General features: G+C 54.8%; 21 protein-coding genes. 8 read left to right on the forward strand and 13 right to left on the reverse strand.

What is annotated here, in order from left to right:
- Nucleotides 1-31: 31 nt before the first annotated feature.
- On the reverse strand, nucleotides 32-454 hold the full coding sequence (locus CKW26_RS06490) for an HD domain-containing protein (protein ID WP_095047952.1): 423 nt from the start codon (nucleotides 452-454) through the stop codon (nucleotides 32-34).
- 15 nt (nucleotides 455-469) lie between these two features.
- The gene (locus CKW26_RS06495) at nucleotides 470-859 is read right to left on the reverse strand and encodes a hypothetical protein (RefSeq protein WP_095047953.1); all 390 of its coding nucleotides are present in this window, start codon (nucleotides 857-859) and stop codon (nucleotides 470-472) included.
- Nucleotides 860-1,023: 164 nt separating this feature from the next.
- On the opposite strand from CKW26_RS06495, the gene CKW26_RS06500 reads away from it, so the two are divergent.
- Nucleotides 1,024-1,455: a hypothetical protein gene (locus CKW26_RS06500; protein WP_095047954.1), complete on the forward strand. Its 432-nt coding sequence runs from the start codon at nucleotides 1,024-1,026 to the stop codon at nucleotides 1,453-1,455.
- Nucleotides 1,456-1,532: 77 nt separating this feature from the next.
- On the opposite strand, the gene CKW26_RS06505 is transcribed toward CKW26_RS06500, so the two are convergent.
- Complete coding sequence (locus CKW26_RS06505) at nucleotides 1,533-1,817, reverse strand: hypothetical protein (RefSeq protein WP_095047955.1); 285 nt, start codon at nucleotides 1,815-1,817, stop codon at nucleotides 1,533-1,535.
- Between the two features lie 580 nt (nucleotides 1,818-2,397).
- On the opposite strand from CKW26_RS06505, the gene CKW26_RS06510 reads away from it, so the two are divergent.
- Nucleotides 2,398-2,688: a fructose-bisphosphate aldolase gene (locus tag CKW26_RS06510; protein WP_095047956.1), complete on the forward strand. Its 291-nt coding sequence runs from the start codon at nucleotides 2,398-2,400 to the stop codon at nucleotides 2,686-2,688.
- Between the two features lie 202 nt (nucleotides 2,689-2,890).
- Here CKW26_RS06510 and CKW26_RS29395 read toward each other — a convergent pair whose 3' ends face one another.
- From CKW26_RS29395 to CKW26_RS06545, 7 genes are all read right to left on the reverse strand, one after another.
- Nucleotides 2,891-4,792: a response regulator receiver domain gene (locus tag CKW26_RS29395; RefSeq protein ID WP_141231851.1), complete on the reverse strand. Its 1,902-nt coding sequence runs from the start codon at nucleotides 4,790-4,792 to the stop codon at nucleotides 2,891-2,893.
- Entirely contained in the window at nucleotides 4,785-7,754 is a 2,970-nt protein-coding gene (locus tag CKW26_RS06520) for an ATP-binding protein (RefSeq protein ID WP_095047958.1), read from the reverse strand. The genes CKW26_RS29395 and CKW26_RS06520 overlap by 8 nt, the downstream gene beginning before the upstream one ends.
- Nucleotides 7,755-7,764: 10 nt before the next feature.
- Entirely contained in the window at nucleotides 7,765-8,952 is a 1,188-nt protein-coding gene (locus CKW26_RS06525; protein ID WP_095047959.1) for a DNA cytosine methyltransferase, read from the reverse strand.
- 223 nt (nucleotides 8,953-9,175) lie between these two features.
- On the reverse strand, nucleotides 9,176-9,724 hold the full coding sequence (locus CKW26_RS06530) for a cupin domain-containing protein (protein WP_064120844.1): 549 nt from the start codon (nucleotides 9,722-9,724) through the stop codon (nucleotides 9,176-9,178).
- Nucleotides 9,725-10,164: 440 nt separating this feature from the next.
- Nucleotides 10,165-11,448 (reverse strand): FAD-binding oxidoreductase, encoded by a 1,284-nt coding sequence (locus tag CKW26_RS06535; protein ID WP_016987688.1) that lies wholly within the window; start codon nucleotides 11,446-11,448, stop codon nucleotides 10,165-10,167.
- A 49-nt stretch (nucleotides 11,449-11,497) separates the two neighbouring features.
- Entirely contained in the window at nucleotides 11,498-12,988 is a 1,491-nt protein-coding gene (locus CKW26_RS06540) for an aldehyde dehydrogenase (protein WP_095047960.1), read from the reverse strand.
- Between the two features lie 283 nt (nucleotides 12,989-13,271).
- Nucleotides 13,272-14,648 carry a glutamine synthetase family protein gene (locus CKW26_RS06545; protein WP_007918694.1) on the reverse strand — a complete coding sequence of 459 codons (1,377 nt, stop codon included), beginning with the start codon at nucleotides 14,646-14,648 and terminating at the stop codon, nucleotides 13,272-13,274.
- A 282-nt stretch (nucleotides 14,649-14,930) separates the two neighbouring features.
- On the opposite strand from CKW26_RS06545, the gene CKW26_RS06550 reads away from it, so the two are divergent.
- The 5 genes from CKW26_RS06550 to CKW26_RS06570 all read left to right on the forward strand — a co-directional run bounded on the left by CKW26_RS06550 (nucleotide 14,931) and on the right by CKW26_RS06570 (nucleotide 20,250).
- Entirely contained in the window at nucleotides 14,931-15,692 is a 762-nt protein-coding gene (locus tag CKW26_RS06550; RefSeq protein ID WP_095047961.1) for a gamma-glutamyl-gamma-aminobutyrate hydrolase family protein, read from the forward strand.
- Between the two features lie 345 nt (nucleotides 15,693-16,037).
- A complete protein-coding gene (locus CKW26_RS06555) occupies nucleotides 16,038-17,180 on the forward strand; it encodes an ABC transporter ATP-binding protein (RefSeq protein WP_007919249.1) in 1,143 nt (380 codons plus the stop codon).
- Between the two features lie 29 nt (nucleotides 17,181-17,209).
- On the forward strand, nucleotides 17,210-18,091 hold the full coding sequence (locus CKW26_RS06560) for an ABC transporter permease subunit (RefSeq protein ID WP_177409232.1): 882 nt from the start codon (nucleotides 17,210-17,212) through the stop codon (nucleotides 18,089-18,091).
- On the forward strand, nucleotides 18,088-18,963 hold the full coding sequence (locus tag CKW26_RS06565; RefSeq protein WP_034155531.1) for an ABC transporter permease subunit: 876 nt from the start codon (nucleotides 18,088-18,090) through the stop codon (nucleotides 18,961-18,963). Before CKW26_RS06560 ends, CKW26_RS06565 begins: the two co-directional genes overlap by 4 nt.
- Before the next feature lie 189 nt (nucleotides 18,964-19,152).
- A complete protein-coding gene (locus CKW26_RS06570) occupies nucleotides 19,153-20,250 on the forward strand; it encodes a polyamine ABC transporter substrate-binding protein (protein ID WP_095047963.1) in 1,098 nt (365 codons plus the stop codon).
- A gap of 235 nt (nucleotides 20,251-20,485) precedes the next feature.
- On the opposite strand, the gene thpR is transcribed toward CKW26_RS06570, so the two are convergent.
- Nucleotides 20,486-21,007 carry an RNA 2',3'-cyclic phosphodiesterase gene (gene thpR, locus CKW26_RS06580; protein WP_095047964.1) on the reverse strand — a complete coding sequence of 174 codons (522 nt, stop codon included), beginning with the start codon at nucleotides 21,005-21,007 and terminating at the stop codon, nucleotides 20,486-20,488.
- 107 nt (nucleotides 21,008-21,114) lie between these two features.
- On the opposite strand from thpR, the gene CKW26_RS06585 reads away from it, so the two are divergent.
- Nucleotides 21,115-21,306 carry a hypothetical protein gene (locus CKW26_RS06585; RefSeq protein ID WP_095047965.1) on the forward strand — a complete coding sequence of 64 codons (192 nt, stop codon included), beginning with the start codon at nucleotides 21,115-21,117 and terminating at the stop codon, nucleotides 21,304-21,306.
- Nucleotides 21,307-21,422: 116 nt separating this feature from the next.
- Here CKW26_RS06585 and CKW26_RS06590 read toward each other — a convergent pair whose 3' ends face one another.
- Together CKW26_RS06590 and CKW26_RS06595 are read right to left on the reverse strand one after the other, a co-directional pair.
- Nucleotides 21,423-21,776, reverse strand: coding sequence for a DUF1428 domain-containing protein (locus CKW26_RS06590; RefSeq protein ID WP_093440829.1), 354 nt, complete (start codon nucleotides 21,774-21,776; stop codon nucleotides 21,423-21,425).
- A 2-nt stretch (nucleotides 21,777-21,778) separates the two neighbouring features.
- Complete coding sequence (locus tag CKW26_RS06595) at nucleotides 21,779-22,861, reverse strand: hypothetical protein (protein WP_095047966.1); 1,083 nt, start codon at nucleotides 22,859-22,861, stop codon at nucleotides 21,779-21,781.
- Between the last annotated feature and the right edge of the window lie 88 nt (nucleotides 22,862-22,949).

The raw sequence follows: 22,949 nt of genomic DNA on the forward strand, positions 1-22,949 counted from the left end.
TCGGCAGCTCCTACAGGGGATGTATTCGTTTTCAGCCGCGCAACCGGCCAATCGCGCGGCGATATTTCTCGACTCGTTCGAGGTCCTCCCAACTCGGCGAGGCAATCCGCGACAAGTCGCTGTTCTCTTCCAGATCCGCCAATTTCACCACCCGACCGATCGGGTTCTGCGCGGCGCGGTCGACGAAGTCTTCATAGGACTCGCCCGGCACTTTGGTCACGGATTCGATAGCGCTCAAAACTTCCTCGCTGAAACCTTCCTTGCGCAAGTCATCGAGACTGATACCGCAATCCTCAACCACATCGTGCAGCACGGCGACGATGCGTTCTTCCTGCGTGCTCATGCGCAACATGACTTTCAACGGATGCAGAATGTACGGTGCACCGCCCTTGTCGACCTGCCCGGCGTGGGCCGTGGCGGCGATGGCGATAGCGCGTTCGAGGGTCTGGGTCATGGGAGTCTCCGAGGGTTAGACGCCGTAGCGGCCGCCGACATGGATGTTGCGTTTGAGCCAGTTGCCGATTGCTTTCAATCGTCCGACTGGCTCCGCAGGCCCGGAATGACGCTGAAGAATCAACGACACCAAGGTAGCCTGATCGGCTTTCGGATGAGCATCGATCAATTCGGCAACCCAGGCACAATCAGCCTTGTTCAGATGCTCACGCCAATCGCCGGGCCAGGCGTCCAGCTCATCCAGCGCCAACCATCGCGCACCGCCCTGCTCGGCATGCCCGCCACCTATTGACTGCTCGAAACACAAAGGCGTGGCCGGCCGGGACAGGTCGATGCTGAAAATGTAGACGTCGTGGGTTTTGTGTTGCGTCGTGGGAGCGTTGTTGCGGCTACCGATGACCATCATGGTGATGCTCCATTCCTTGGGCGCTAATGTTTCTGATTGTTTCGCAGTGTACGCGACGGGAGCAAATCAAAAACCCGATGGAACCTCCCTCCTCCACAGAATCTCGAATCTGTATTAGCGCCAAATCACCGATCAGACACGGCGCCATTGAAGAGGAAACCCCGATGAACATTCGCTTCCTGCTTCTGATCGCCACCTTCGCCATCATCCCCACCTGCGTCATGGCCGAAGGCTGCGACGTCCAGACCCAATCCTCCAGCGCCTCGGTACCAGCGGTGGAAACCCACAGTTGTTATGAATACGAAGGCATGCCCGTCAACTCCATCGACTGGTCGTGCAGCAACGAAAGCAAAGACATGCTCAACAGCACAAAAACCAAGGTTGAACATTGCGCCGATCACTACCAGGCCACGTGTATCGCCACGATCACCCAGGAATCCCTGGCCAACCCGCACTCAACCAGCAAAGACAAAAACGCCAAAGCCCTAAACATCCCCGACAACGCACAAGTGACCACGTATTACTACGACGTGGAACATTTGGCGCAGGCGCGGATTGATTGTGAGAATGGCGGCGGGCATTGGAAAACGAAGTAAACGACTGATATCCACGCTTGCGACAGACAAAGAAAAGCCCGGCTTAAAAAACCGGGCTTTTTAGTGCGCGATTTCCTTTAACCACCGCCATTACCACCACTGCTGCTACCGGACGGTTGACCCGCAGGGCTGGGTTTGGAGGCAGAAGGCACCGGCCCATTGTCGGTCTTGCCACCATCACCACCCTTGGGCAGCGAATCGGCATCCGGGTCGGCATTGGTGGCTGGAGACGCCGGTTCACGAGTCTGGCTGTTGCCGTCGTTCGCTGTCGGAGTCGGCGTTTCGCCAGCCGCGATCGCGTACAGCGAACTGCCGGACAGCAACGCCGCGAGGGTAAACACCGCGATTTTATGGTTCAGCATGGTGGCTCTTCCTTTGCGTGGGGAGTTACAGTATTGGAAGGAGGTGTGCGGCGAAGGTGCGGTGTGTCGGACGAATGGTTATCGCCCAAAAGGCTCGCGCAATTTCGACGTCTGAAAACTTCGTAGGAAAACACCCCAGGTGGCGAGAGAGCTTGCTCCCGCTGGGCTGCGAAGCTGCGCCAAAACCGGATAGTCCGTTTCTCCCAGAGATACCGCACGCCCCGAATTACGACGGATGTGTCGCCGAGCGGGAGCAAGCGCCCTCGCCACGGGTACGGGTTTCACATCCTACAGGTCGGTTGTGGCTGGTGAAATTGATGCCTAGAGTGGGTCTGTCGCTGAGCAAATTCAGCACCAGGGTTTCGCAGCCCCGACGATACGTGTAGTAACCTAGCGCCCCCTAAAAACGGTGGCGGTCGCACTAGCGCCCGAAATCCGTTCAATGGTGGCTGTGTGTGGGAGACCTTCGGGTCTGCCGGGTTCCTCGTATCCTCGGTCTGCGAACCCGCACACAGCTACCACCCTTCGACTCGCAGCGAATGGCAGTAGCTTCTCTCCCGGATACGAGGAAGTTTTACTTATGCCGATAGACAAACCGCTCCACCATTACGCAAAAATGTCCCACCCCGCCACCGACCACCCGGTCCTCTTCATCGACGCCAATGCCCCGCTACGCGACCTTCACGCTTGCGCCTCTGAACGCCTCACCGCCGTCCTCAAATACCTCGACCTCATCGCCTGCACCCGCCTCCCCGATCACGCTGAACACGACATCAATACCGTCACCAACATCGCCAGGATCATGGTGCAGGATGTGAGCGATGTATTTCGAATTATTGAGAAGCGGGGGCTTGATAGCCGAGATAACTAACCCTAAAAAATATAGAAGGATAACTCTGCAGATGAACAGAACAAATAGCCCCAGAGTAAAAAACACAGCTCCCGTATAAAGTAAAAATATAAAACAATAAAAAGCAATAAACTGCTCGAGATCATCCAAACTTGAATGATCTCGCACCAAAACTGAAAACTTCACTGGATAAAATTAAATTATCGAAAGTGAATTAACTCTATTATGGCTGATTCGCAGAAACTTGGTTGACTACACCGCTGGACATTTCTGTTTGTAGTACGGGAACAGCACCACCAGCGAATCCAATAAAATCAAGCCCAACCCTAGACAAATTCGAACCTAGCCTATTCAGCAAATTCAACGCATATTCATATCGTAAATGAGCAACGACCTGCGCAGATTGCTTTTTAAAAGCTAAATCGCCACCAGTTCCATCGGCACGAGTAACCGTAATATTTTGTGTCCCGGAAGCAAACCTTCCTTGATCCCCCGCAAACATCTGTTCCCATTTTGGATTCGATGTCTTTTCTCCAAGAGGGTCTTCTTTCAGACTCAGAGGGGGCGTAAAGCTAAAGCATAAAACTTTATTTTCTATTTTCAGAAACAGATGATTTCCAGCGAAAGCGTTTTTTAATGCTTCGCCTTCTTTAACAGGAAATAATTCAACAGCGATAAATGGTGTGTGATTTCCTAGCCTTTTTGGCCAACCAGAACTTTTCTGACCAGGAACCAAATCGCATGCGGGAGAAAGGCATAACCAAAAGCATCCATCTCCTACACATTTGTCAAACCGTATAACGTGCCCCGTGGTTAGGTACGACCCCTCGACACTTACTTTGCTGCTGACGTAACTATTTAAGTAACTTTTTACCTCTTGCTCACTTAATTGCGGATACCACTGCTTTACTACTTCAGCACGTCCCTCGGCTATCAAGTATTGTGCAAGCCTGTCTGCAAAATTTGTTACTCCTAAACGTATAGAATCACCCAAGCCTTCCCAATGCCGATTAATCGTACTATGAACTTTCCACTGTCGCTCATACATATCTTCGGTAAGGTATTCCTGTAGCCATCCTGCTTGCAAGTATTGATTATCTAATACCGTACCCTCAGCCAAAACACCACGTTCGTCTAGCTCTGCACGCATTTTTGACATCAGTAATCTGTGCGGTTCCGGATTCCACCGCACCAATGAAGAAAGCAGCTTACTTGGTAAAGAAGCTGGATCCTCCGTCTTACTCACTACTGTCACAAACAAACGATCCGTGCGAATCCAATTAATGCCAGTAACACCTTCAAAACCCCAATCTAATTTGCCAAAATCCTTTTCCGACAATTTTCCTTTCAGTTCTTCTTGCTTATAATTAACAGAAAATTTCAAAAAACTAATATACTTACTTGAAACTTCAGGAGGGCCAGCCTCTACAAAGGCTTTGAATGACTCCAATTCTGGCCACCCACCTACGGTGAGCCAATCAATACTCTTGTCCTTAATCGACTTTAACTTTAAATACAAATTATCATCGATAAAACCCAGCACTCGCTCCGAAGCACCCCGACTTACATCCTCCCAACTATCTAATAACTCTGCTACTATTGCAGTGGCATTCGCATGCTGACCCAACCGGGCATCAATTGAAGAAAGGCCGAGTGAAACTTCAGTTACAACTCGAGAAATATGTCCCCCAGTCAACCCATACCCTTTGGTATAAACAATCACAAGGTTGAAGTGGTCATTGTCAGCCAGCCGGCGAAGGATAGAAACAGCATTTCCGCCATCCTCTGGCTGATCCCTATCCAAATGGTAATCTAGAATCATTAGATCTGAATGATGAAAATGGGATACTCCCTCACCTTCTCCTTCGATTGCGAAAGAGTTTTGGCCGTCGTGAATATCTACTACCCAACGACGCTCGTCACTCCTGCATGACTCGATAATACGGCAAGCTCGTTCAACATTAGTAGAAACCCAACTACCTCCCCCTCCGAGCTCTTTTTGAAGTAATGCATCCACTGTAGGAAATTCATCATCAACGACCATAACGGTACGAATTGGTTTAATGAAAACCTCTTCAATGAGATTACCATACTCACTCGTTACTTCGATGCTTGCCTTATGCATACACGGCACCTTTGAAGTCCATTACAAAATTAGCGCCCGGAAGGATTTTAAACTTATCTTCCACAGCATATTGGATTGTATGCCCACCAGCAGACAAGTTAGCACGACACAAATATAATCCTACACCTCTCCCACCACGAATTTTCCGCGTAAAAAACAGGGAAAATAAATGCTTTTGATCCTCACTATCTACACCAGCACCACTATCGCCAATTACAACTTTACCATCGACTACATCTATTAAAACCTGGGGATCACCCATACTACGCTGACCGACCCAATATATAGCATTGTTTATCAGATTTATAAAAACAGGAAAAATTCTCGCTGGTTGCTCGTAAACACTAAAATTATTGAACTTATCAGTAGCTTCAACTCGAACTTCCTTTTCTTGCAGTCCAATGCCAAAAAACTTCAAGACATACTGCATGATTTCTTGACCGCTGATTGAAACCTTAAGATTTGAACCTGAAAGCTTTAAGGGAGACAAAAATCTCAAACGATCTGCTAGCATCTCATGAGCAATTTTAACTTCGGAGTATGCCTTTAAATTTTTCACCTCTTGTGGAAGGTTTTCCAAGCCTTCACTGATTGACAGTTCCAACCCCTCAACCTCGTGACCGATTATCTCAACAGTTATGCCTAGCTGCGCTAGAGAGTGAAGCCGATCTAGCTCTTCTCTCATCTCATCCACCGCATCCATGCCGTAGGTAGCCAACGTTTCCAAATCAATGTTTTCCTGCAAACTCCTCATGGCCGATATATAAGGCTCAAATACCTCAGAGTTCTCAAAATCAACCTTATCTCTCTCTACAGCTAGCCGTTCAAGCACATCAGAAAGAGCTACTCTATCATTCTCAACATCATCTAATAGCGGCAGTGTTAAAGCATGGTAACGTTTACTGCTCTCCTCATAAAGTTCGGCAATTCGCTGCTGCTCAGCATCCAATAGATCGCGAGCTTCTTTATGCCATCTGCGCAACCTAACTTGTAAAAAAGATGCATGACTATTTAGATCGGAATAAGCGATATCACGCGGCGCTTTAGGCTTCAATATAGAAAGTGCAGACGTTAATGACTGATCTAAAGAGCTAACCATTTCTGCGGAGCGCCGTTGGTTGTAGCGATATCCTTCATACTCCTGCTCTATTAATCCAAGATTTTTTGGAGCCTCACCTAAGGAAAACTCTTTAGATCTATCCTTAAGAATCAAAAGTTGATCCCGCAGACTTAACACTTCCTGCTCAGTACTTAACGTTGCGTTTCGCACCTTAACAATTAGCTCATCAAGCTCTTCACAGTGCAACTTAAGTATTGGCAAATTCTTTTTCAATGCTCCTCTAAATCGCTTCCGCCTGGATGCCCGTGCTTTATTACGCTGTTCTTCGGCTTTTTCCTTTGCTCGGGACTCTTGAATTCCAGGGAGAAATTTCTTTTGTAGGTCAGAATCAGTACCGAAATAATTATACGCAGTTTTCATAAGGATATTTTCCACCAGATCCCGGAAAACCTTAACTGCTTTATTATCAATCAGCCCCTCTCTACCAGCCTTGTCTTTTAAGTTCGGATTTCCTTCTCTTGTAAGAGCAACTCGGCCAAACGTCCTGCGATTGGACCAGAAGTGCCGCCCAGCATGTAGGGATCTGCGTTTTTCGATCTCAAAAAAGTCACTATCCTCTCTACCATAGGGCATAACTCGAAGCCCGTTCCGATAGACCATTACTCCGCCGTACTTTGAAGACTGTTCAACAAGCTTTCTATGTATCTCTGGCGGGTGTGAAGAGGAACCGGGCATCTGCTGGAAAGTACCCAACCTCAGATGAAAGCAACCCACTTTTGAGTTACTTCTGATAGAAATTTCGCTCTTGGGAGAAATAACTACATCGCCATCTAACCATCGGCCGAATGCTTTAACACGTCCTGTGAACACGCCAAATTCGTCAACTGTACCCTCGACGACGTGCTCTAATTCTTCCAAATTCTTCACGTCAAACTCACGCTGATTGGAAATTACTGAGCGACGTAGTCCTCCACTCCAGGCAGTCACCGAATAATTAAAAGCTTCAGCCGTAAATCCTTCGATGCGATTTTCTTCATCAGAATAGGGGTCAGTAAAATTTGAAAGCGTTTGAAAAAGCCGTTCTTTCGCTTGTGCAGCAGCATCCATATCTTCAGGCGCAACTCTTGATTCAATTTGAGCTTCCAAATCAAAAACGATATCTGCTATCAGCAATATAGTGCCGTGCTTTTTCTCGTCTTGCCACAACGGCCACTGTTCGAAGTGACTTAACTCAAACGTAGTGTTACCAGCCACCTCTTCCATAGCAGACCGGGTTGAGTTTTTCCCCTCAGAAGCTTCCAGCTTATCAAATGCATTCCATGCATCAATGATCCTGACATCTCTAGCTCGGTCTTTCCCATCTCCAAACAGGTTGCCACGCAACGATTCAAACATTGACGGCAGGAAACCAAAAATCTCTTCTTTCTTCTCAAATTCCACAACAGGAACTTCTATATCCTGCAAGTATAGGAATGGATTTTCAAACAACCGCCAATCAATAAGCGCAGCGGTGAATAAATCGTGCTTTCGCTTGGAGACTACTAATAGAAGAGGTCCCAGAAAAGCTGAGGATAAACGTCCTATGCCTTTCTGTCCCTGCTTGGGCCTGACCATGAGGCCATTGCGATCTTCTTCATCTGTGCTCTTTCCTGTTGCTTTGGATTCGGTCCCTATCACGAGCCATTTTTCAACAAACTCGTCACGACTCATGCCATGCCCATCATCTACCAATGTGACTATTGGTAGCTTGCCATCATATATATGGAGACCTATGGTCGTCGCATAAGCATCGTACGCATTTTTCCAAAGTTCCGACACTGCCGTTGGACAGTCCGCGATTTGCTCTCGCCCTAGATGGTCAATTGTACGAGCCCGAGTTCTGAAGGATACCGCGTCAACCATGACTTCAACCTCAGTTTATATTTAAGTTGCCTACAAGTCCCTGAGAGACAGCCTTTAACAATACTTCTCCAAGATATACCGGCACTGCGTTCCCAATTTGTACGCCAGCTGCTGTTAACCCACCTTTGAACACAAAATCATCTGGAAACGTTTGAAACCTAGCTGCTTGCCTTATCGTCAACCCATGATGCTCGGTTGGATGAACGAATCTACCCTTAGACGGGTTTATACATGCAGTGGTCATCGTCGGACCCGGCTCACTGAGATTTATACGGCCGTACACATCGTTGTGACCAGAGTGCCCCTTATGACAAGGCAAAACTCTATTCGAGTCATGTCGACTACCATTAATTGGTGTAGCGCGAAACACCTCGACGAGCTTGTCCGAATGATTCATATGAATATCATTTTTATCATTAGGCAAAAGAGGTTTTGAAAAAACTTCTGATGCAGCAACCCAAGGTTTTAAATCAGGTCGAATGGCAATAGTCTTAGAATCACCATGTGTTTTTTTTGGAGGCCAAACCGAGTCATCAAACTCCACATCTTTACGTATTCCAAGTATAAAAACACGAACACGACGCTGAGGCACTCCGTAATCCCTGGCATCTATTCGAATCGGCCCTAAAATTCTGTATCCCGCGTCCTCGCTCTCCGCCAGAAAAGCATCCAAAAACTTCTTATGTCTAGGCCAAAGTATTCCGGGCACATTTTCCATCAAGAAAATTTTTGGAGTCAATACTCTCACATACTCAAAATATCGAAGAATCAATTCATTACGAGGATCATCAACACCCGCGCCATTAATCCGATGAACTGAGAAACCCTGACACGGAGGTCCTCCCAAAACAATATCGCAACTCTCGCCTTTCGAAAAGTGAGAGCGGCTGAGATCAAGAGGTTCCAAATCGAGAATATTTTGCGAATAGAGGAGAGGACGATCACTATCACCCTCATGATGGTCAATCAAATTCGCACGATATGTTTCACACGCATATTTATTAAGTTCAACTGCAGCGACCACTTGGATATTTGCCTTGCGCGCCGCGAGAGAGAACCCTCCTGCGCCAGCGAATAGATCTACGCATTTGAGGACTGTATCGTTTCGCGCCAAGCTAGGCTCCTGGACAGTATTAATAACGTTATCTTGAAATCCGCCAGAACTTACATTCAGCTCAACACCAGCTTTACTATTCATCAAATATATACTTCAAGTCACTATCAATCAGAGGTAAGTTTTTTTGACAATTTCGCCACTGGCGGAAAACTATAAGTCTTATATACAAACATTCTCCCCCCTACTTTTTATGTCGAGACGCGGGATGACGCGTCAATCCCAACTCTTCAGCTCTCCATCTACAGACTGCCAACGAGAATGTGGAAGAATGTAGCACCAAATCGCCACCACGCGAGAGAAACAATCAAAAATTCGCCGGCGTATTCGCACTAATAATCTCAGCCTCATCCGCCCCGATATTCCGGAACTTATGCGGCAGCGTCGTCGGAAAGTAATACCCATCCCCGGCATTCAACACACTCACCGCCCCATCAACAGTCAACTCCACCGTGCCACGGGTGACAAGCCCACACTCCTCGCCCTCAGCATGCACAATCGGCTCTTCCCCCGAACTCGCGCCTGGTGCGTATTGCTCGCGCAGCAAGCGCATCTGCCGGCTGGGCACCGAGGCGCCGATCAGCAGCAGTCGCAAGCCATGGCGGCCGAGGTCGGGTTGTTCGTTGGCGCGGAAGACGTATTGGTGTTCGCGCGGGGGTTGGTCGAAGGTGAAGAAGTCGGCCAGGGACATCGGTATGCCTTCGAGCAGCTTTTTCAGTGAGCTGACGGAGGGGCTGACGCGATTCTGTTCGATCAGGGAGATGGTGGCATTGGTCACGCCGCTACGCCGGGCCAGCTCGCGCTGGGAGAGTTTGTAGCTTTCGCGTACTAGTTTGAGTCGAGAACCCGTATCCATGACTGCCTTATGTAAGAACGACTTAAGGGCGATGGGGGTGGGTGGCGGGTGACGCGCCGAGGGGCGCGGATCACGTTGCTCCCGTGTCCCGGAACCGTGAAAGGCGGCTATTAAATCACGTTTGCCGGTGTTGCTCAGCAGGTTCGATGGACGGTGGGGCAAAAGTCCTTCTTGCCTTGGTAATACAGCCCAGTAGGCCTTCGCCTGCTCGCGATTCGGTGGCACATTCAACATTATTTTTGACTGGATGGCCGCCTTCGCGAGCAAGCTCGCTCCCACAGGGTTTTTGGTGTTTCTGTGGGAGGGAGGGTGGCTGGGCTGGCCTCTTCGCGAGCAGGCTCGCTCCCACAGTTGGACATCTGGGTGTCAGTGACATCGGTGGTGTTGCTGCAGCATTAAAAAACCGGCGGGGTCTTGGGGGCCGCCGCCGGGGAGGTAACTTAGATGCCGAAACGGTCGCGCAGTGAGTAGTAGACAGCACCGAGGGCGGTCAGTGGCGCGGAGAAGGTGCGGCCGCCGAGCATTGGCATGTGCGGCAAGGACGCGAAAGCGTCGAAACGTTCGGCGTCGCCACGGATCATTTCCGAGATCAGTTTGCCGGCCAGGTGCGAGCAGGTGACGCCGTGGCCGCTGTAGCCTTGCATGTAGTAGGCGTTCTTTTCGATGCGGCCGAATTGCGGCATGCGTGACATGGTCAGCAGGAAGTTGCCGGTCCAGCGGTAGTCGATCTTCACGTCTTTGAGCTGCGGGAAGGTCTTGAGGATCTTCGGGCGGATCAGTTGTTCGATGTCGTCCGGTTCCCGCGCGCCGTAGACCACACCGCCGCCGTAAAGCAGACGGTTGTCGGCGGTGAGGCGGTAGTAATCCAGCAGATAGTTACAGTCTTCGACGCAGTAGTTGTTGGTGATCAGGCTGCGCGCCTGCTTTTCGGTCAACGGCTCGGTGACGACGATCTGCGAACCGCACGGCATGCTTTTCGCGGTCACGCGGTTGTCGAGACCTTGCGGCAGATAAGCGTTGCCGGCGATCAGCAGGTACTTGGCGCGGACCTGGCCTTTGGCGGTGCGCACGACGTTAGGCTCGCCGTATTTGATTTCTACAGCCGCTGATTGCTCGTAAATCTTGCCGCCCAAACGCGTGATCGCAGCCGCTTCACCGAGCGCCAGATTCAGCGGATGCACGTGGCCGCCCTGCATATCGAGCAGACCACCGACGTAAGCATCGGAGCCGACTTCACGACGAATCTCAGCCGCGTCGAGCATCTTCAGATTGCGGTTGCCATAACGCTCCCAGCCGCGCTTCTGCTCGGCCAGACCGTTGAGTTGTTTCTTGTTCATCGCTGCGAAGATACCGCCCGGGCGGTAGTCGCATTGGATGTCGTATTCCTTGATGCGCGAACGGATGATGTCGGCGCCTTCGAAGATCATGCTGCCGAGGATTTCTGCGGTCTTGTCGCCGTAGCGCTCTTCGATCACGTCGACGTCGCGGCTGTAGGAGTTGACCAGTTGACCGCCGTTGCGACCGCTGGCGCCGTAGCCGACTTTCGCCGCTTCCAGCACCGTCACTTTGTAGCCGGCTTCGGTGAGGAACAGCGCCGAAGACAGGCCGGTGTAGCCAGCGCCGATGATGCAGACGTCGCACTCGACCGACTCTTCCAGAACCGGAAAGTCGATGACTTCATTGCGAGTGGCGGCGTAGTAGCTGTTTACGTGTTGTTGTTTCATACGTTTCTCCGATGGCCGCCAGACGCTGGCGACCGCCGCTGTAAAAGAATTAGAGCTTGATCCAGGTCGCTTTCAGCTCGGTGTACTTGTCGAACGCGTGCAGCGATTTATCGCGACCGTTGCCCGACTGCTTGAAACCACCGAACGGTGCGGTCATGTCGCCACCGTCGTACTGGTTGACCCAGACGCTGCCGGCACGCAGGCCACGGGCGAAGGTGTGCGCCTTGCTCAGGTTGCTGGTCCAGACGCCGGCGGCGAGGCCGAAGATGCTGTCGTTGGCGATCCGCAGCGCTTCTTCGGCGGTGTCGAAGGTGATCAGCGACAGCACTGGGCCGAAGATTTCTTCCTGGGCGATGGTCATCGCGTTGGTCACGCCGTCGAACAGCGCCGGTTGCACATAGAGGCCGCCAGTTTCTTCAAGGGTGCGTTGACCGCCAGCAATCAGCTCGGCGCCCTGCTCGCGACCGATGCTGATGTAGCGCAGCACGTTGTCGAGTTGACGCTGATCGACCACGGCACCGACGGTGGTGGCAGGATCCAGTGAATGACCCGGTTTCCACGCTTGCAGCGCTTCCACCAACAGCGGAATGAACTGCTCGCGGATCGAACGCTCGACCAGCAAGCGCGAACCGGCGGTGCACACTTCGCCCTGGTTGAAGGCAATGGCGCCGGCCGCTGCTTGTGCTGCCGCGCGCAAGTCCGGTGCGTCGGCAAACACCACGTTCGGGCTCTTGCCCCCTGCTTCGAGCCAGACGCGTTTCATGTTGCTTTGGCCGGCATAAATCATCAGTTGTTTGGCGATTGCCGTGGAGCCGGTGAAGGCCAGCACGTCGACGTCCATGTGCAACGCCAGCGCCTTGCCGACGGTGTGGCCGAAGCCTGGCAGCACGTTGAACACGCCTTTCGGAATGCCGGCATCCAGCGCAAGCTGAGCAATGCGGATTGCGGTCAGCGGCGATTTTTCCGAAGGCTTGAGAATGAACGAGTTGCCTGCTGCCAGCGCTGGTGCGAATTTCCAGCTGGCCATGATCAGCGGGAAGTTCCACGGCACGATGGCCGCGACCACGCCGGATGGCTCGCGGGTGACGAGGCCGAGTTGGTCGTGGGGTGTGGCGGCGACTTCGTCGTAGATCTTGTCGATGGCTTCGGCGCTCCAGCGGATCGCGTTGGCGGTCGCCGGGATGTCGATGCTCATCGAATCGCTGATCGGTTTACCCATGTCGAGGGTTTCCAGCAGCGCCAGTTCTTCCTGGTTCTGCAGGATCAGATCGGCGAAGCGAATCAGGATGCGCTTGCGCTCGGCCGGGGCTTTTTTCGCCCACACGCCGGATTCGAAAGACTGGCGCGCGACTTCAACGGCGAGGTTGGCGTCGGCTTCATCGGTGCTGGCCACGGAGGCGAGGAAACGGCCGTCGACGGGGCTCAGGCATTCAAACGTGTCGCCACTGATGGCCGGGCGGTATTCACCGTTGATGAACGCGCGGGCTTCGATGGTCAGGGACTGGAAGCGTTGTTCCCAGTCGTTGCGGGTCGTTGTCATTGTTGTGGCTCGACAAGGGGGGATTGGGGGTGTCGGGGTGTTGTGTCTGGTTTGAGATGGCTGCCCTCACCCTAGCCCTCTCCCGGGGGTAGAGGGGACCGACCGAGTTGTCTTGGGAGATACACCGACCTGAACGACCGAGTCGAATATAGATTCGGCAAAAATCGTTCAGGTCGGCGGATTCCCCGAGCATCCCCGAATCAGTCCCCTCTCCCTCCGGGCGGTCCGACGTTTCGGGAGGGTTAGGGTGAGGGGCTCTTCAGCTTTTGAGGGCCTCAGCCAATCACACCGTATGCAGATACCAGTTGTACTCAAGGTCAGAAATCGAGTTCTCGAACTCGGCCAGCTCGCTTTCCTTGCACGCGACAAACACGTCGATGTACATCGGGTCGATGTAGCGGGCCATGACTTCGCTGTCGTCCAGTTCGCGCAGTGCGTCGCGCAGGTTGTTCGGCAGGCTCTGTTCGTTCTGCTCGTAGCTGTTGCCTTCCACCGGGGCGCCCGGCTCGATCTGATTGGTCAGACCGTGGTGAATACCGGCCAGCACCGAAGCCATCAGCAAGTACGGGTTGGCGTCAGCACCGGCGACGCGATGCTCGATACGCACAGCATCGGCCGACCCGGTTGGCACACGAACCGCAACGGTGCGGTTATCGATACCCCAACTCGGCGAGTTCGGTACGTAGAACTGCGCGCCGAAGCGGCGGTACGAGTTGACGTTCGGGCAGAGGAACGCCATTTGCGCAGGCAGGGTCTCCAGCACACCGCCGATCGCGTGGCGCAGCGCGGCGTTCTGCTCGGGATCCTCGCTGGCAAAGATGTTGTTGCCCTCTTTGTCCAGGATCGAAATGTGCACGTGCAGACCATTGCCCGCCTGGCCCGGATACGGCTTGGCCATGAAGGTGGTGTCCATCTCATGGTCGTAGGCGATGTTCTTCACCAGACGCTTGAGCAGGACGGCGTAGTCGCACGCCTTGATCGGGTCGGAGACGTGATGCAGGTTGACTTCGAACTGCGCCGGGGCGCTTTCCTTGACGATCGCGTCAGCCGGGATGCCCTGCTCTTTCGCGCCTTCGAGGATGTCTTGCAGGCAATCGACGTATTCGTCGAGGTCGTCGATCAGGTACACCTGAGTCGACACCGGACGCTTGCCGGACACCGGCGAACGTGGCGATTGCGGACGACCGTTCACGTTGTCCTGGTCGATCAGATAGAACTCGAGTTCGAATGCCGCGCAGATGGTCAGGCCGAGGTCGTCGAATTTGCGCACGACGTTGGCCAGCACTTCACGCGGGTCGGCGAAGAACGGCTGGCCTTCGATCTCGTGCATGGTCATTAGAAGTTGTGCGGTTGGGCGCTTCTGCCACGGCTCGATACTAAGGGTGCCGGGGATCGGGTAGCAGATGCGGTCAGCGTCGCCGATATCCAGACCCAGACCGGTGCTTTCCACCGTGGAGCCGTTGATGTCGAGCGCGAAAAGCGAGGCCGGCAGGTTGATGCCTTTCTCGTAAACCTTATGAAGACTGGTGCGTTCGATACGCTTGCCGCGCACCACACCGTTCATATCCGCAATCAGAAGGTCGACGTACAAAACCTCAGGATATTTCTTAAGGAATGCGTTTGCTTCGTTGAGTTGAACGGTACGCAGAGGGACCGACATGATGCACCTATTTAGCTGTTAATTATTATGTTCACTGCTGTTTCGCCGAGCCAGTCAACCCGAACGGCAAAGTGAAGTCAATAGCGAACAGATGGCCGTTCAGGGTTTATTTTTCGGGCTTTTTTTAACACTTGCGTGCCAATACAGGCGCCACAGCCCCGAGAATCATGAAGATTTGATGAACGGCGTTTAGAATTTTTTACATGGCAGTTGTTAATTAAAATCAACGAGGCTAAGCTCCGGAAAAGCTCGTTCAAGTGTCAAACTTCGAGGTGAATAAAAATGGCATTCAAGCCATTGATCGGCGTTACTGCCTGCGTCAAACAGATTGGCCTGCACCCCTATCACATCAGCGGCGACAAGTACGTACGTGCTGTCAGCGTTGGCGCTAACGGGCTGCCAGTGGTCATTCCTTCCCTTGGCAAGCTGACTGAAATCGAAGACCTGCTCGGTCAACTCGACGGTCTGCTGCTGACCGGCTCGCCCTCGAACGTGGAGCCCTTCCACTATCAAGGCCCGGCCAGCGAACCCGGCACGGATCATGATCCGGCGCGGGATGCCACCACCCTTCCTTTATTACGTGCAGCCATCGCGGCGGGCGTTCCGGTGCTCGGCATTTGCCGGGGCTTCCAGGAAATGAACGTGGCGTTCGGCGGCAGCCTGCATCAGAAGGTGCATGAGCTGCCAGGCATGCTTGATCACCGTGAAGCCGACAGCCCTGATGTGGCCGTGCAATACGCGCCGGCTCACGCGGTGACCGTGCTTGCTGGCGGCGTGTTCGAGGCGCTGGGATTGCCCGGCGAGTTCCAGGTCAACTCGATTCACAGCCAGGGCATTGATCGCCTCGCTCCCGGCTTGCGTGCCGAAGCGGTGGCGCCGGACGGCTTGATCGAGGCGATCTCGGTCGAGCACAGCCCGACCTTCGCCCTCGGCGTGCAATGGCACCCGGAATGGCAAGTGCTCGATAACCCGAACTACTTGAAGATTTTCCAGGCATTCGGCGCGGCTTGTCGGCAACGGGCGGCGCGGCGCAACCAGCGCTGACACACCCCAAAGGTCACAACGATTTACTGCCCCCACGGACGTCGGGTGTGCCTTTGCGCATCCGTCATTCGTGAACAACAACACCCGTAATAACAACAAGTACGACCCAGGCAGCCAGGACGGCGGCGCCGAACAAGCCAGGACAACCCACTGAAAATGTGGCCCCTGTAGGAGCTGCCGAAGGCTGCGATCTTTTGATGTTGATTGTAAAAAACAAGATCAAAAGATCGCAGCCTTCGGCAGCTCCTACAGGGATATGTGTGAGGGGGATGGTTGTTCCTGGCTTGCAATCCACTTAAGCCCGGCCACATTGGCCCGGCGAACGAAACCTGTTGGGAGTTTCACATGGCAAACGCCTCCAGCACTTACAGGAAGGCACTTGAAGGTCATCAGCAACCGAAAAAGGTGCTGGTGAAAGTCGATCGTGTCACCAAGAAGTTCGACGAAACCGTGGCAGTGGACGATGTGTCCCTGGAGATCCATCAGGGCGAAATCTTCGCCTTGCTCGGCGGCTCCGGTTCGGGCAAATCGACCCTGCTGCGCATGCTCGCCGGTTTCGAGCGGCCGACCGAAGGGCGGATTCTGCTCGACGGCGTGGACATCACTGACATGCCGCCGTACGAGCGGCCGATCAACATGATGTTCCAGTCCTACGCGCTGTTCCCACACATGACCGTCGCGCAGAACATCGCCTTCGGCCTCAAGCAGGACCGTTTGCCGGCCAGTGAAATCGATGCCCGTGTCGATGAAATGCTGCGTCTGGTGCATATGACTCAATACGCCAAACGCCGTCCGCACCAGTTGTCCGGCGGTCAGCGTCAGCGCGTCGCCCTCGCCCGTTCGCTGGCCAAGCGTCCGAAGCTGTTGCTGCTCGACGAGCCGATGGGTGCGCTGGACAAAAAGCTGCGTTCGCAGATGCAACTGGAACTGGTGCAGATCATCGAACGCGTCGGCGTGACCTGCGTGATGGTGACCCACGACCAGGAAGAGGCCATGACCATGGCTGAGCGCATCGCGATCATGCACCTGGGCTGGATCGCGCAAATCGGCAGCCCCGTCGACATCTACGAAGCCCCGGTCAGCCGCATGGTCTGCGAATTCATCGGCAACGTGAACGCCTTCGATGGCACCGTGGTGGAAGACCTTGAAGGTCACGCGATCATCCACAGCCCGGACTTGCAGCAGAAGATCTACGTCGGTCACGGCGTCAGCACCTCGGTGCAGGACAAGTCGGTCACCTACGCGATCCGTCCGGAAAAAATGCTCGTCAGCACCACCCAACCCGAGTTCCGCTACAACTGGTCCGAAGGCAAGGTGCATGACATCGCCTACCTCGGCGGTCACTCGGTGTTCTACGTCGAATTGCCCGGCGGCAAAATCGTCCAGTCGTTCATGGCCAACGCCGAACGCCGTGGCGCGCGCCCGACCTGGGACGACAAGGTCTACGTCTGGTGGGAAGACGACAGCGGCGTGGTACTGCGCTCATGAAAACCTTCAATCAGCAATTCCTGCGCCTGGTGCCCAGCGGGCGAAAACTGGTGATCGGCATTCCGTTCATCTGGCTGTTCCTGTTCTTCATGCTGCCGTTCTTTCTGGTGATGAAGATCAGTTTCTCGGAAGCCGCGCTGTCGATCCCGCCGTACTCGGAGATCTACACCTACGCCGAACAGAAATTCCAGCTGCTGCTGAACATCGGCAACTACACCATGCTCGGCGAAGACGAGCTGTACCTGTCGGCCTACCTCGGTTCGCTGAAGGTCGCGGCGCTGAGCACGCTGATGTGTCTGCTGATCGGTTTCCCGATGGCCTACGCGATCACCAAGACCGGCAAGGAAACGCAAAACGTCCTGCTGCTGTTGATCATGATGCCTACTTGGACCGCGATCCTGATCCGCGTTTACGCATGGATGGGCATCCTCAGCAACAACGGTTTGCTCAACGGGTTTCTGATGTGGACGGGGCTCACCGACCACCCGATCGAGATCCTCAACACCAACACGGCCGTGTATATCGGCGTGGTCTACGCCTACCTGCCGTTCATGGTGTTGCCGCTGTACGCCAACCTGGTGAAGCACGACGGCAGCTTGCTGGAAGCCGCGCAGGACCTGGGTTCGAGCAACTTCAACAACTTCTGGAAAATCACCGTGCCGCTGGCCAAGAACGGGATTATTGCCGGCTGCATGCTGGTGTTCATTCCGGTGGTCGGTGAGTTCGTGATTCCCGAACTGTTGGGTGGCCCGGAGACCCTGATGATCGGTCGCGTGCTGTGGCAAGAGTTCTTCAATAACCGCGACTGGCCGGTGGCGTCTGCGCTGGCGGTGGTGATGCTGTTGATCCTGATTGTGCCGATTCTGCTGTTCAACCGCAGCCAGGCCAAAGAGATGGAGGCACGGGGATGAAACGCTTCGGTTTTTCCAAGTTCATGCTGATCTTCGGCCTGATGTTCATTTATCTGCCGATGCTGATTCTGGTGATCTACTCGTTCAACGCCTCGAAACTGGTGACGGTATGGGGCGGCTGGTCGGTGAAGTGGTACGTCGGCCTGCTCGACAACACGCAACTGATGGGCTCGGTGGTGCGCTCGCTGGAAATCGCCTGCTACACCGCGATTGCTGCCGTGGCGCTGGGCACCCTCGCCGCTTTCGTGCTGACCCGCGTCACGCGCTTCAAGGGTCGCACGCTGTTCGGTGGTCTGGTCACCGCGCCGTTGGTGATGCCTGAAGTGATCACCGGTCTGTCGCTGTTGCTGCTGTTCGTGGCCATGGCGCAGTTGATCGGCTGGCCGCAGGAGCGTGGCATCGTCACGATCTGGATCGCCCACACCACGTTTTGTGCCGCTTATGTCGCGGTGGTAGTCTCCGCGCGCTTGCGGGAACTGGATCTGTCGATCGAAGAAGCGGCGATGGATCTCGGCGCGAAACCGTTCAAGGTGTTTTTCCTGATCACCATTCCAATGATCGCGCCGTCGCTGGCGGCGGGCGGCATGATGTCGTTCGCCTTGTCGCTGGATGACTTGGTGTTGGCGAGCTTCGTTTCCGGCCCGGGTTCGACCACGTTGCCGATGGAAGTGTTCTCGGCGGTGCGTCTGGGCGTGAAGCCTGAGATCAACGCCGTGGCCAGCCTGATTCTGCTGGCGGTGTCGCTGGTGACCTTCCTGGTCTGGTACTTCGGCCGCAAGGCAGAAGCCAACCGCAAGCGGGCAATTCAGGAAGCGATGGATCAGACGGCGAATGAGTCGTGGCAGCAACCGCAACAAGCCGCCACCGCATAACCCTGTAGGAGCTGCGGCACGCTGCGATCTTCTGATCTTGATGTGAAAGATCAAAAGATCGCAGCCTCGTTTCACTCGACAGCTCCTACACAAATGTAGTCAGCCCCTCGGTCAGCCACTCTCCCCCTGGGAGAGGGTTAGGGTGAGGGGGCTTTGCGTAACGTGAATAAAAAGAATGGAGTTGTACCGATGAAAATGTTTGGCAGGACTCTGCTGACACTGTCCTTAATGGGCGCAATCGTCATGGGCGCCCAGGCCAACGACAAGGTGCTGCGTGTTTACAACTGGTCTGATTACATCGCGCCGGACACCGTCAAGAAGTTCGAGGACGAGACCGGCATCCGCGTGACCTACGACGTCTTCGACAGCAACGAAACCCTCGAGGCGCGTTTGCTGGCGGGCAAATCCGGCTACGACCTGGTCGTTCCGTCGAACAGTTTCCTGGCCAAGCAGATCAAGGCCGGCGTCTATCAGACGCTGGACAAATCCAAGCTGCCGAACTGGAAGAATCTCAACCCGGTGCTGCTGAAAAACGCCGCCGCCAGTGATCCGGACAACGCCCACGCGTTCCCTTATATGTGGGGCTCGATCGGCATCGGCTTCAATCCGGCCAAGGTCAAGGAAGTGCTCGGCGCCAACGCCCCGACCGATTCATGGGATTTGTTGTTCAAACCGGAAAACGCTGAAAAACTCAAAGCCTGCGGCATCAGTTTCCTCGATTCGCCGACCGAAATGATCCCGGCCGCCCTGCACTACCTGGGCTACCCGGTGAACGACAAGGACACCGCGCACATCAAGGAAGCCGAGGCGCTGTTCATGAAGATCCGCCCGAACGTGGCGTACTTCCACTCCTCGAAATACATCTCGGATCTGGCCAACGGCAACATCTGCGTGGCGGTCGGTTACTCCGGCGACGTGCTGCAGGCCAAGGCTCGCGCGGTGGAATCGGGCAACAACGTGGTGATCGACTACAGCATTCCCAAAGAAGGCGCCGGCAGCTTCTACGACATGGTCGCGATCCCCCGCGATGCGGCGAACGTCGAGAACGCCTACCTGTTCATGGACTTCCTGATGCGCCCGGAGATCATCGCCGAGATCACCAACAGCAACGGCTACAGCAACGCCAATGCGGCGGCGACGCCATTGGTGGATGAAGCGATCCGCAACGACCCGGGTTCGTACCCGTCGCAAGCGGTGATGGCGACGCTGTATGCGGTGCCGGATCAGCCGATTGCCACCCAGCGGATCATGACCCGTGGCTGGACCCGGGTGAAACTCGGTAAGTGAGCCGATGATCGTTCCCACGCTCCGCGTGGGAACGCAGTCCGGGACGCTCTGCGTCCCAAAGCGTGACGCGGAGCGTCACAAGAGGCATTCCCACGCAGAGCGTGGGAACGATCAGTGTAAAAATTTCCCGTTCACGCAGCGCCTTACCACCGCTGCACCCTGCAATGAACGGCCTCACCTGGCTTCCTCGGTCAAGGTGAATTTCAGGCGCCCTCGGGCGCCTTTTTTTGTGCGCTCAAATCAGCGGCCAATCCTGCAGGATGCGATAGCGACCCTTGTGCGATTCGAACAAGGCAAAGCGTTCGGCACGCAAGAAAAACTCCGGCGGCGTGGCGGATTCCGGCTCTGGCGCACGGTAGTCTCGGGCGAGGGTCAGATGCGGACGAAACTCTCGGGGCGTCTCTTCAAAACCAAAAGGCAACATCGCCTGCTCCAATGCGTAGACCAGCCGCAGCAGCGCCTGCGGGGCCTGCTCGGGGGCGAGCGACAACACCCCGGCACGATGCCAGACCTGCAGTCGATCAAGCGGAATTCTCAAGGCCTCTCCCGGCGTACGCACTTGTCCGGCGGCCTCGCAGACTTCGTTGATCTGCGCCAAGGGCACGGCGCCGAGAAACAGCAGCGTCAGGTGGAAATTGTCCGCCGGCACCGGCTTACCGGTTCGCAAACCCAACTCCCCGCGCCAATGAGCAATTGCCTTGCGTTGCACCGCCGGGCAATCGAGGGCGAAAAACAGTCGCTTCGCTTCTTCGGTCATGGCCCTGCTCCCCTGTTCAAAGTGATCCGCCGGATTCTACACAGCCTGATCTGACGACTCGTGACAGGAAGCTATAGTTCAAGGATTGCCATCAACCGGAGGCCGCCATGCGCGAGATCCTCAGCAAAGAACCGTGGTGGGCCCGGCCGCCCAATCCCGGGCAGGATGAAAGCGAACTGGAATGGGGCTGGCTGGTGCATTACAGCGAGGGCGAGCCGCGCTTCGAATTCGTCCGTGAACGCCCGACGGACGAGCAGATCCGCAACCGTAAAAGCTGCAGAATCACTCCCTCGGAGTGAACACAATACCTGTAGGAGTGAGCCTGCTCGCGATGGCGTTCGCACATTCAATGCTTCATTGACAGACCCACCGCGATCGCGAGCAGGCTCACTCGTACAAAAGATTTACGCTGGTTTCAGGGTTCGAGGATATTTTTAAAGCCACCAAAAATCATGCGCTGGCCATCAAACCCCATTGGATTGACGTCCGGTTGCATGCGCGGATCTTCCATCATTTTGCCCATGCCGGCGTCCCGAGTGGCCTTGTCGGGCCAGATCAGCCAGCCGGATGAAACCGTCTCGCCTTCCTTGAGTTTGACCGCCATCGGAAATGACGTGACCTTGCCCTCCGGCACGTCATCGCCCCAGCACTGCATCACATCCTGTGCACCGTATTCTTTAAACAGTTTCGCCGCGATTTCACAGTGCTTTTTGTACTGCTCACGATTGGCGGTCGGCACCGGCGCTACGAAAATATCGATGTAAGCCATGATCACTCTCCTTGCACGTTGGGTTCGATCTGCTGATTGGTCGATTGCGGCGGCTGCCATTCGACACGATTCCCCCCCAAGCCGACCGACGGTTCATCAACCCTATCCAGATTGCGCTCGACCTGCCCGGCCAGGTGCAACGTGCCGGCCATAACGCCAGTCGTCGGGCTCTGCACCAGTTTCAGCCAGGCTTTGTCGAAGGTGCTGCCCAGACTGGTGCGAATCAGCGCTTCGCTGTCGGGTCGGTCATTGGCCTGGATGATCGCGCGGATCCCCGCCACACCCACCGAGATCAGCCCTCCAGCCAGTTTCCCCGCCGCGGCCGCTACAGCACTGGCGGCCCCGCGCGGGGCCATTTCCGCTTCCATCCGCTGACTGGCGCGCTTGGCCACCGGGGCCATGCCAGCATCGGTCGAGGCAATGCCCTTGGCGCCGCCGTCAGTGTGGATCTTGTCGATCAACGCGGCATAGGCCGGCAAGGTGTTCAACGGTTCCGTGCTGATCACTTGAAACAACGAAGCATCCCGCGCTGGCGGCGGGCCCAGTGCAATGGCGGGGATTTTCTGCAAACGCCCGTTGAGCTGAGCGACAGGCACACCATGACGCTGGGCGATGAGCGGCATCTGCTGCGCCATCAACTGCGCATAGAACGCCGTCGCCTGCCCCAGAATTGCATCCGGATCGATCTCCACCGCCACCGGCGCCAGCACTCTTTCCTGATATTGCTCAAGCAGATACGCCGCCAGCCGCTTGGCTGATGCATCTTGCTCACCGCCGGCATTGATCGTGTACCAACTGACTTTCATCGACAGCCATTCCTGGGTCCAGTAGCTGCTGAACCACGGAATGAAATTTTCTTCAGTTTGCTGATAGACGCGAGTGCGCCAATGTTCCATCGAACCGCGGGCAAAGACTTTAACTTGCTCGGTGGACTGCTGCGAAGCGCTGACAATTTCCCGGTCGATCTGCTGCCAGGTGGCCGGCGAGACAAACACGGCTTGCGGCGCTGACACCGGCGCCCGCGCCGAAGTGGCGCAGCCGGCCAGCAACAACAGTGCGGCGACGAGCAGCGCACGCGAGTTCACGGTGGCGGTGTCCTTGAGATGAGTGGGATGCAGATTTGAGTATAGGTGTGTCAATTGAGCCTGATGTTGGATGTACCGGCCTCATCGC

It is taken from the genome of Pseudomonas sp. Irchel s3h9, from assembly GCF_900187475.1.
Lineage (GTDB): Bacteria > Pseudomonadota > Gammaproteobacteria > Pseudomonadales > Pseudomonadaceae > Aquipseudomonas > Aquipseudomonas neuropathica.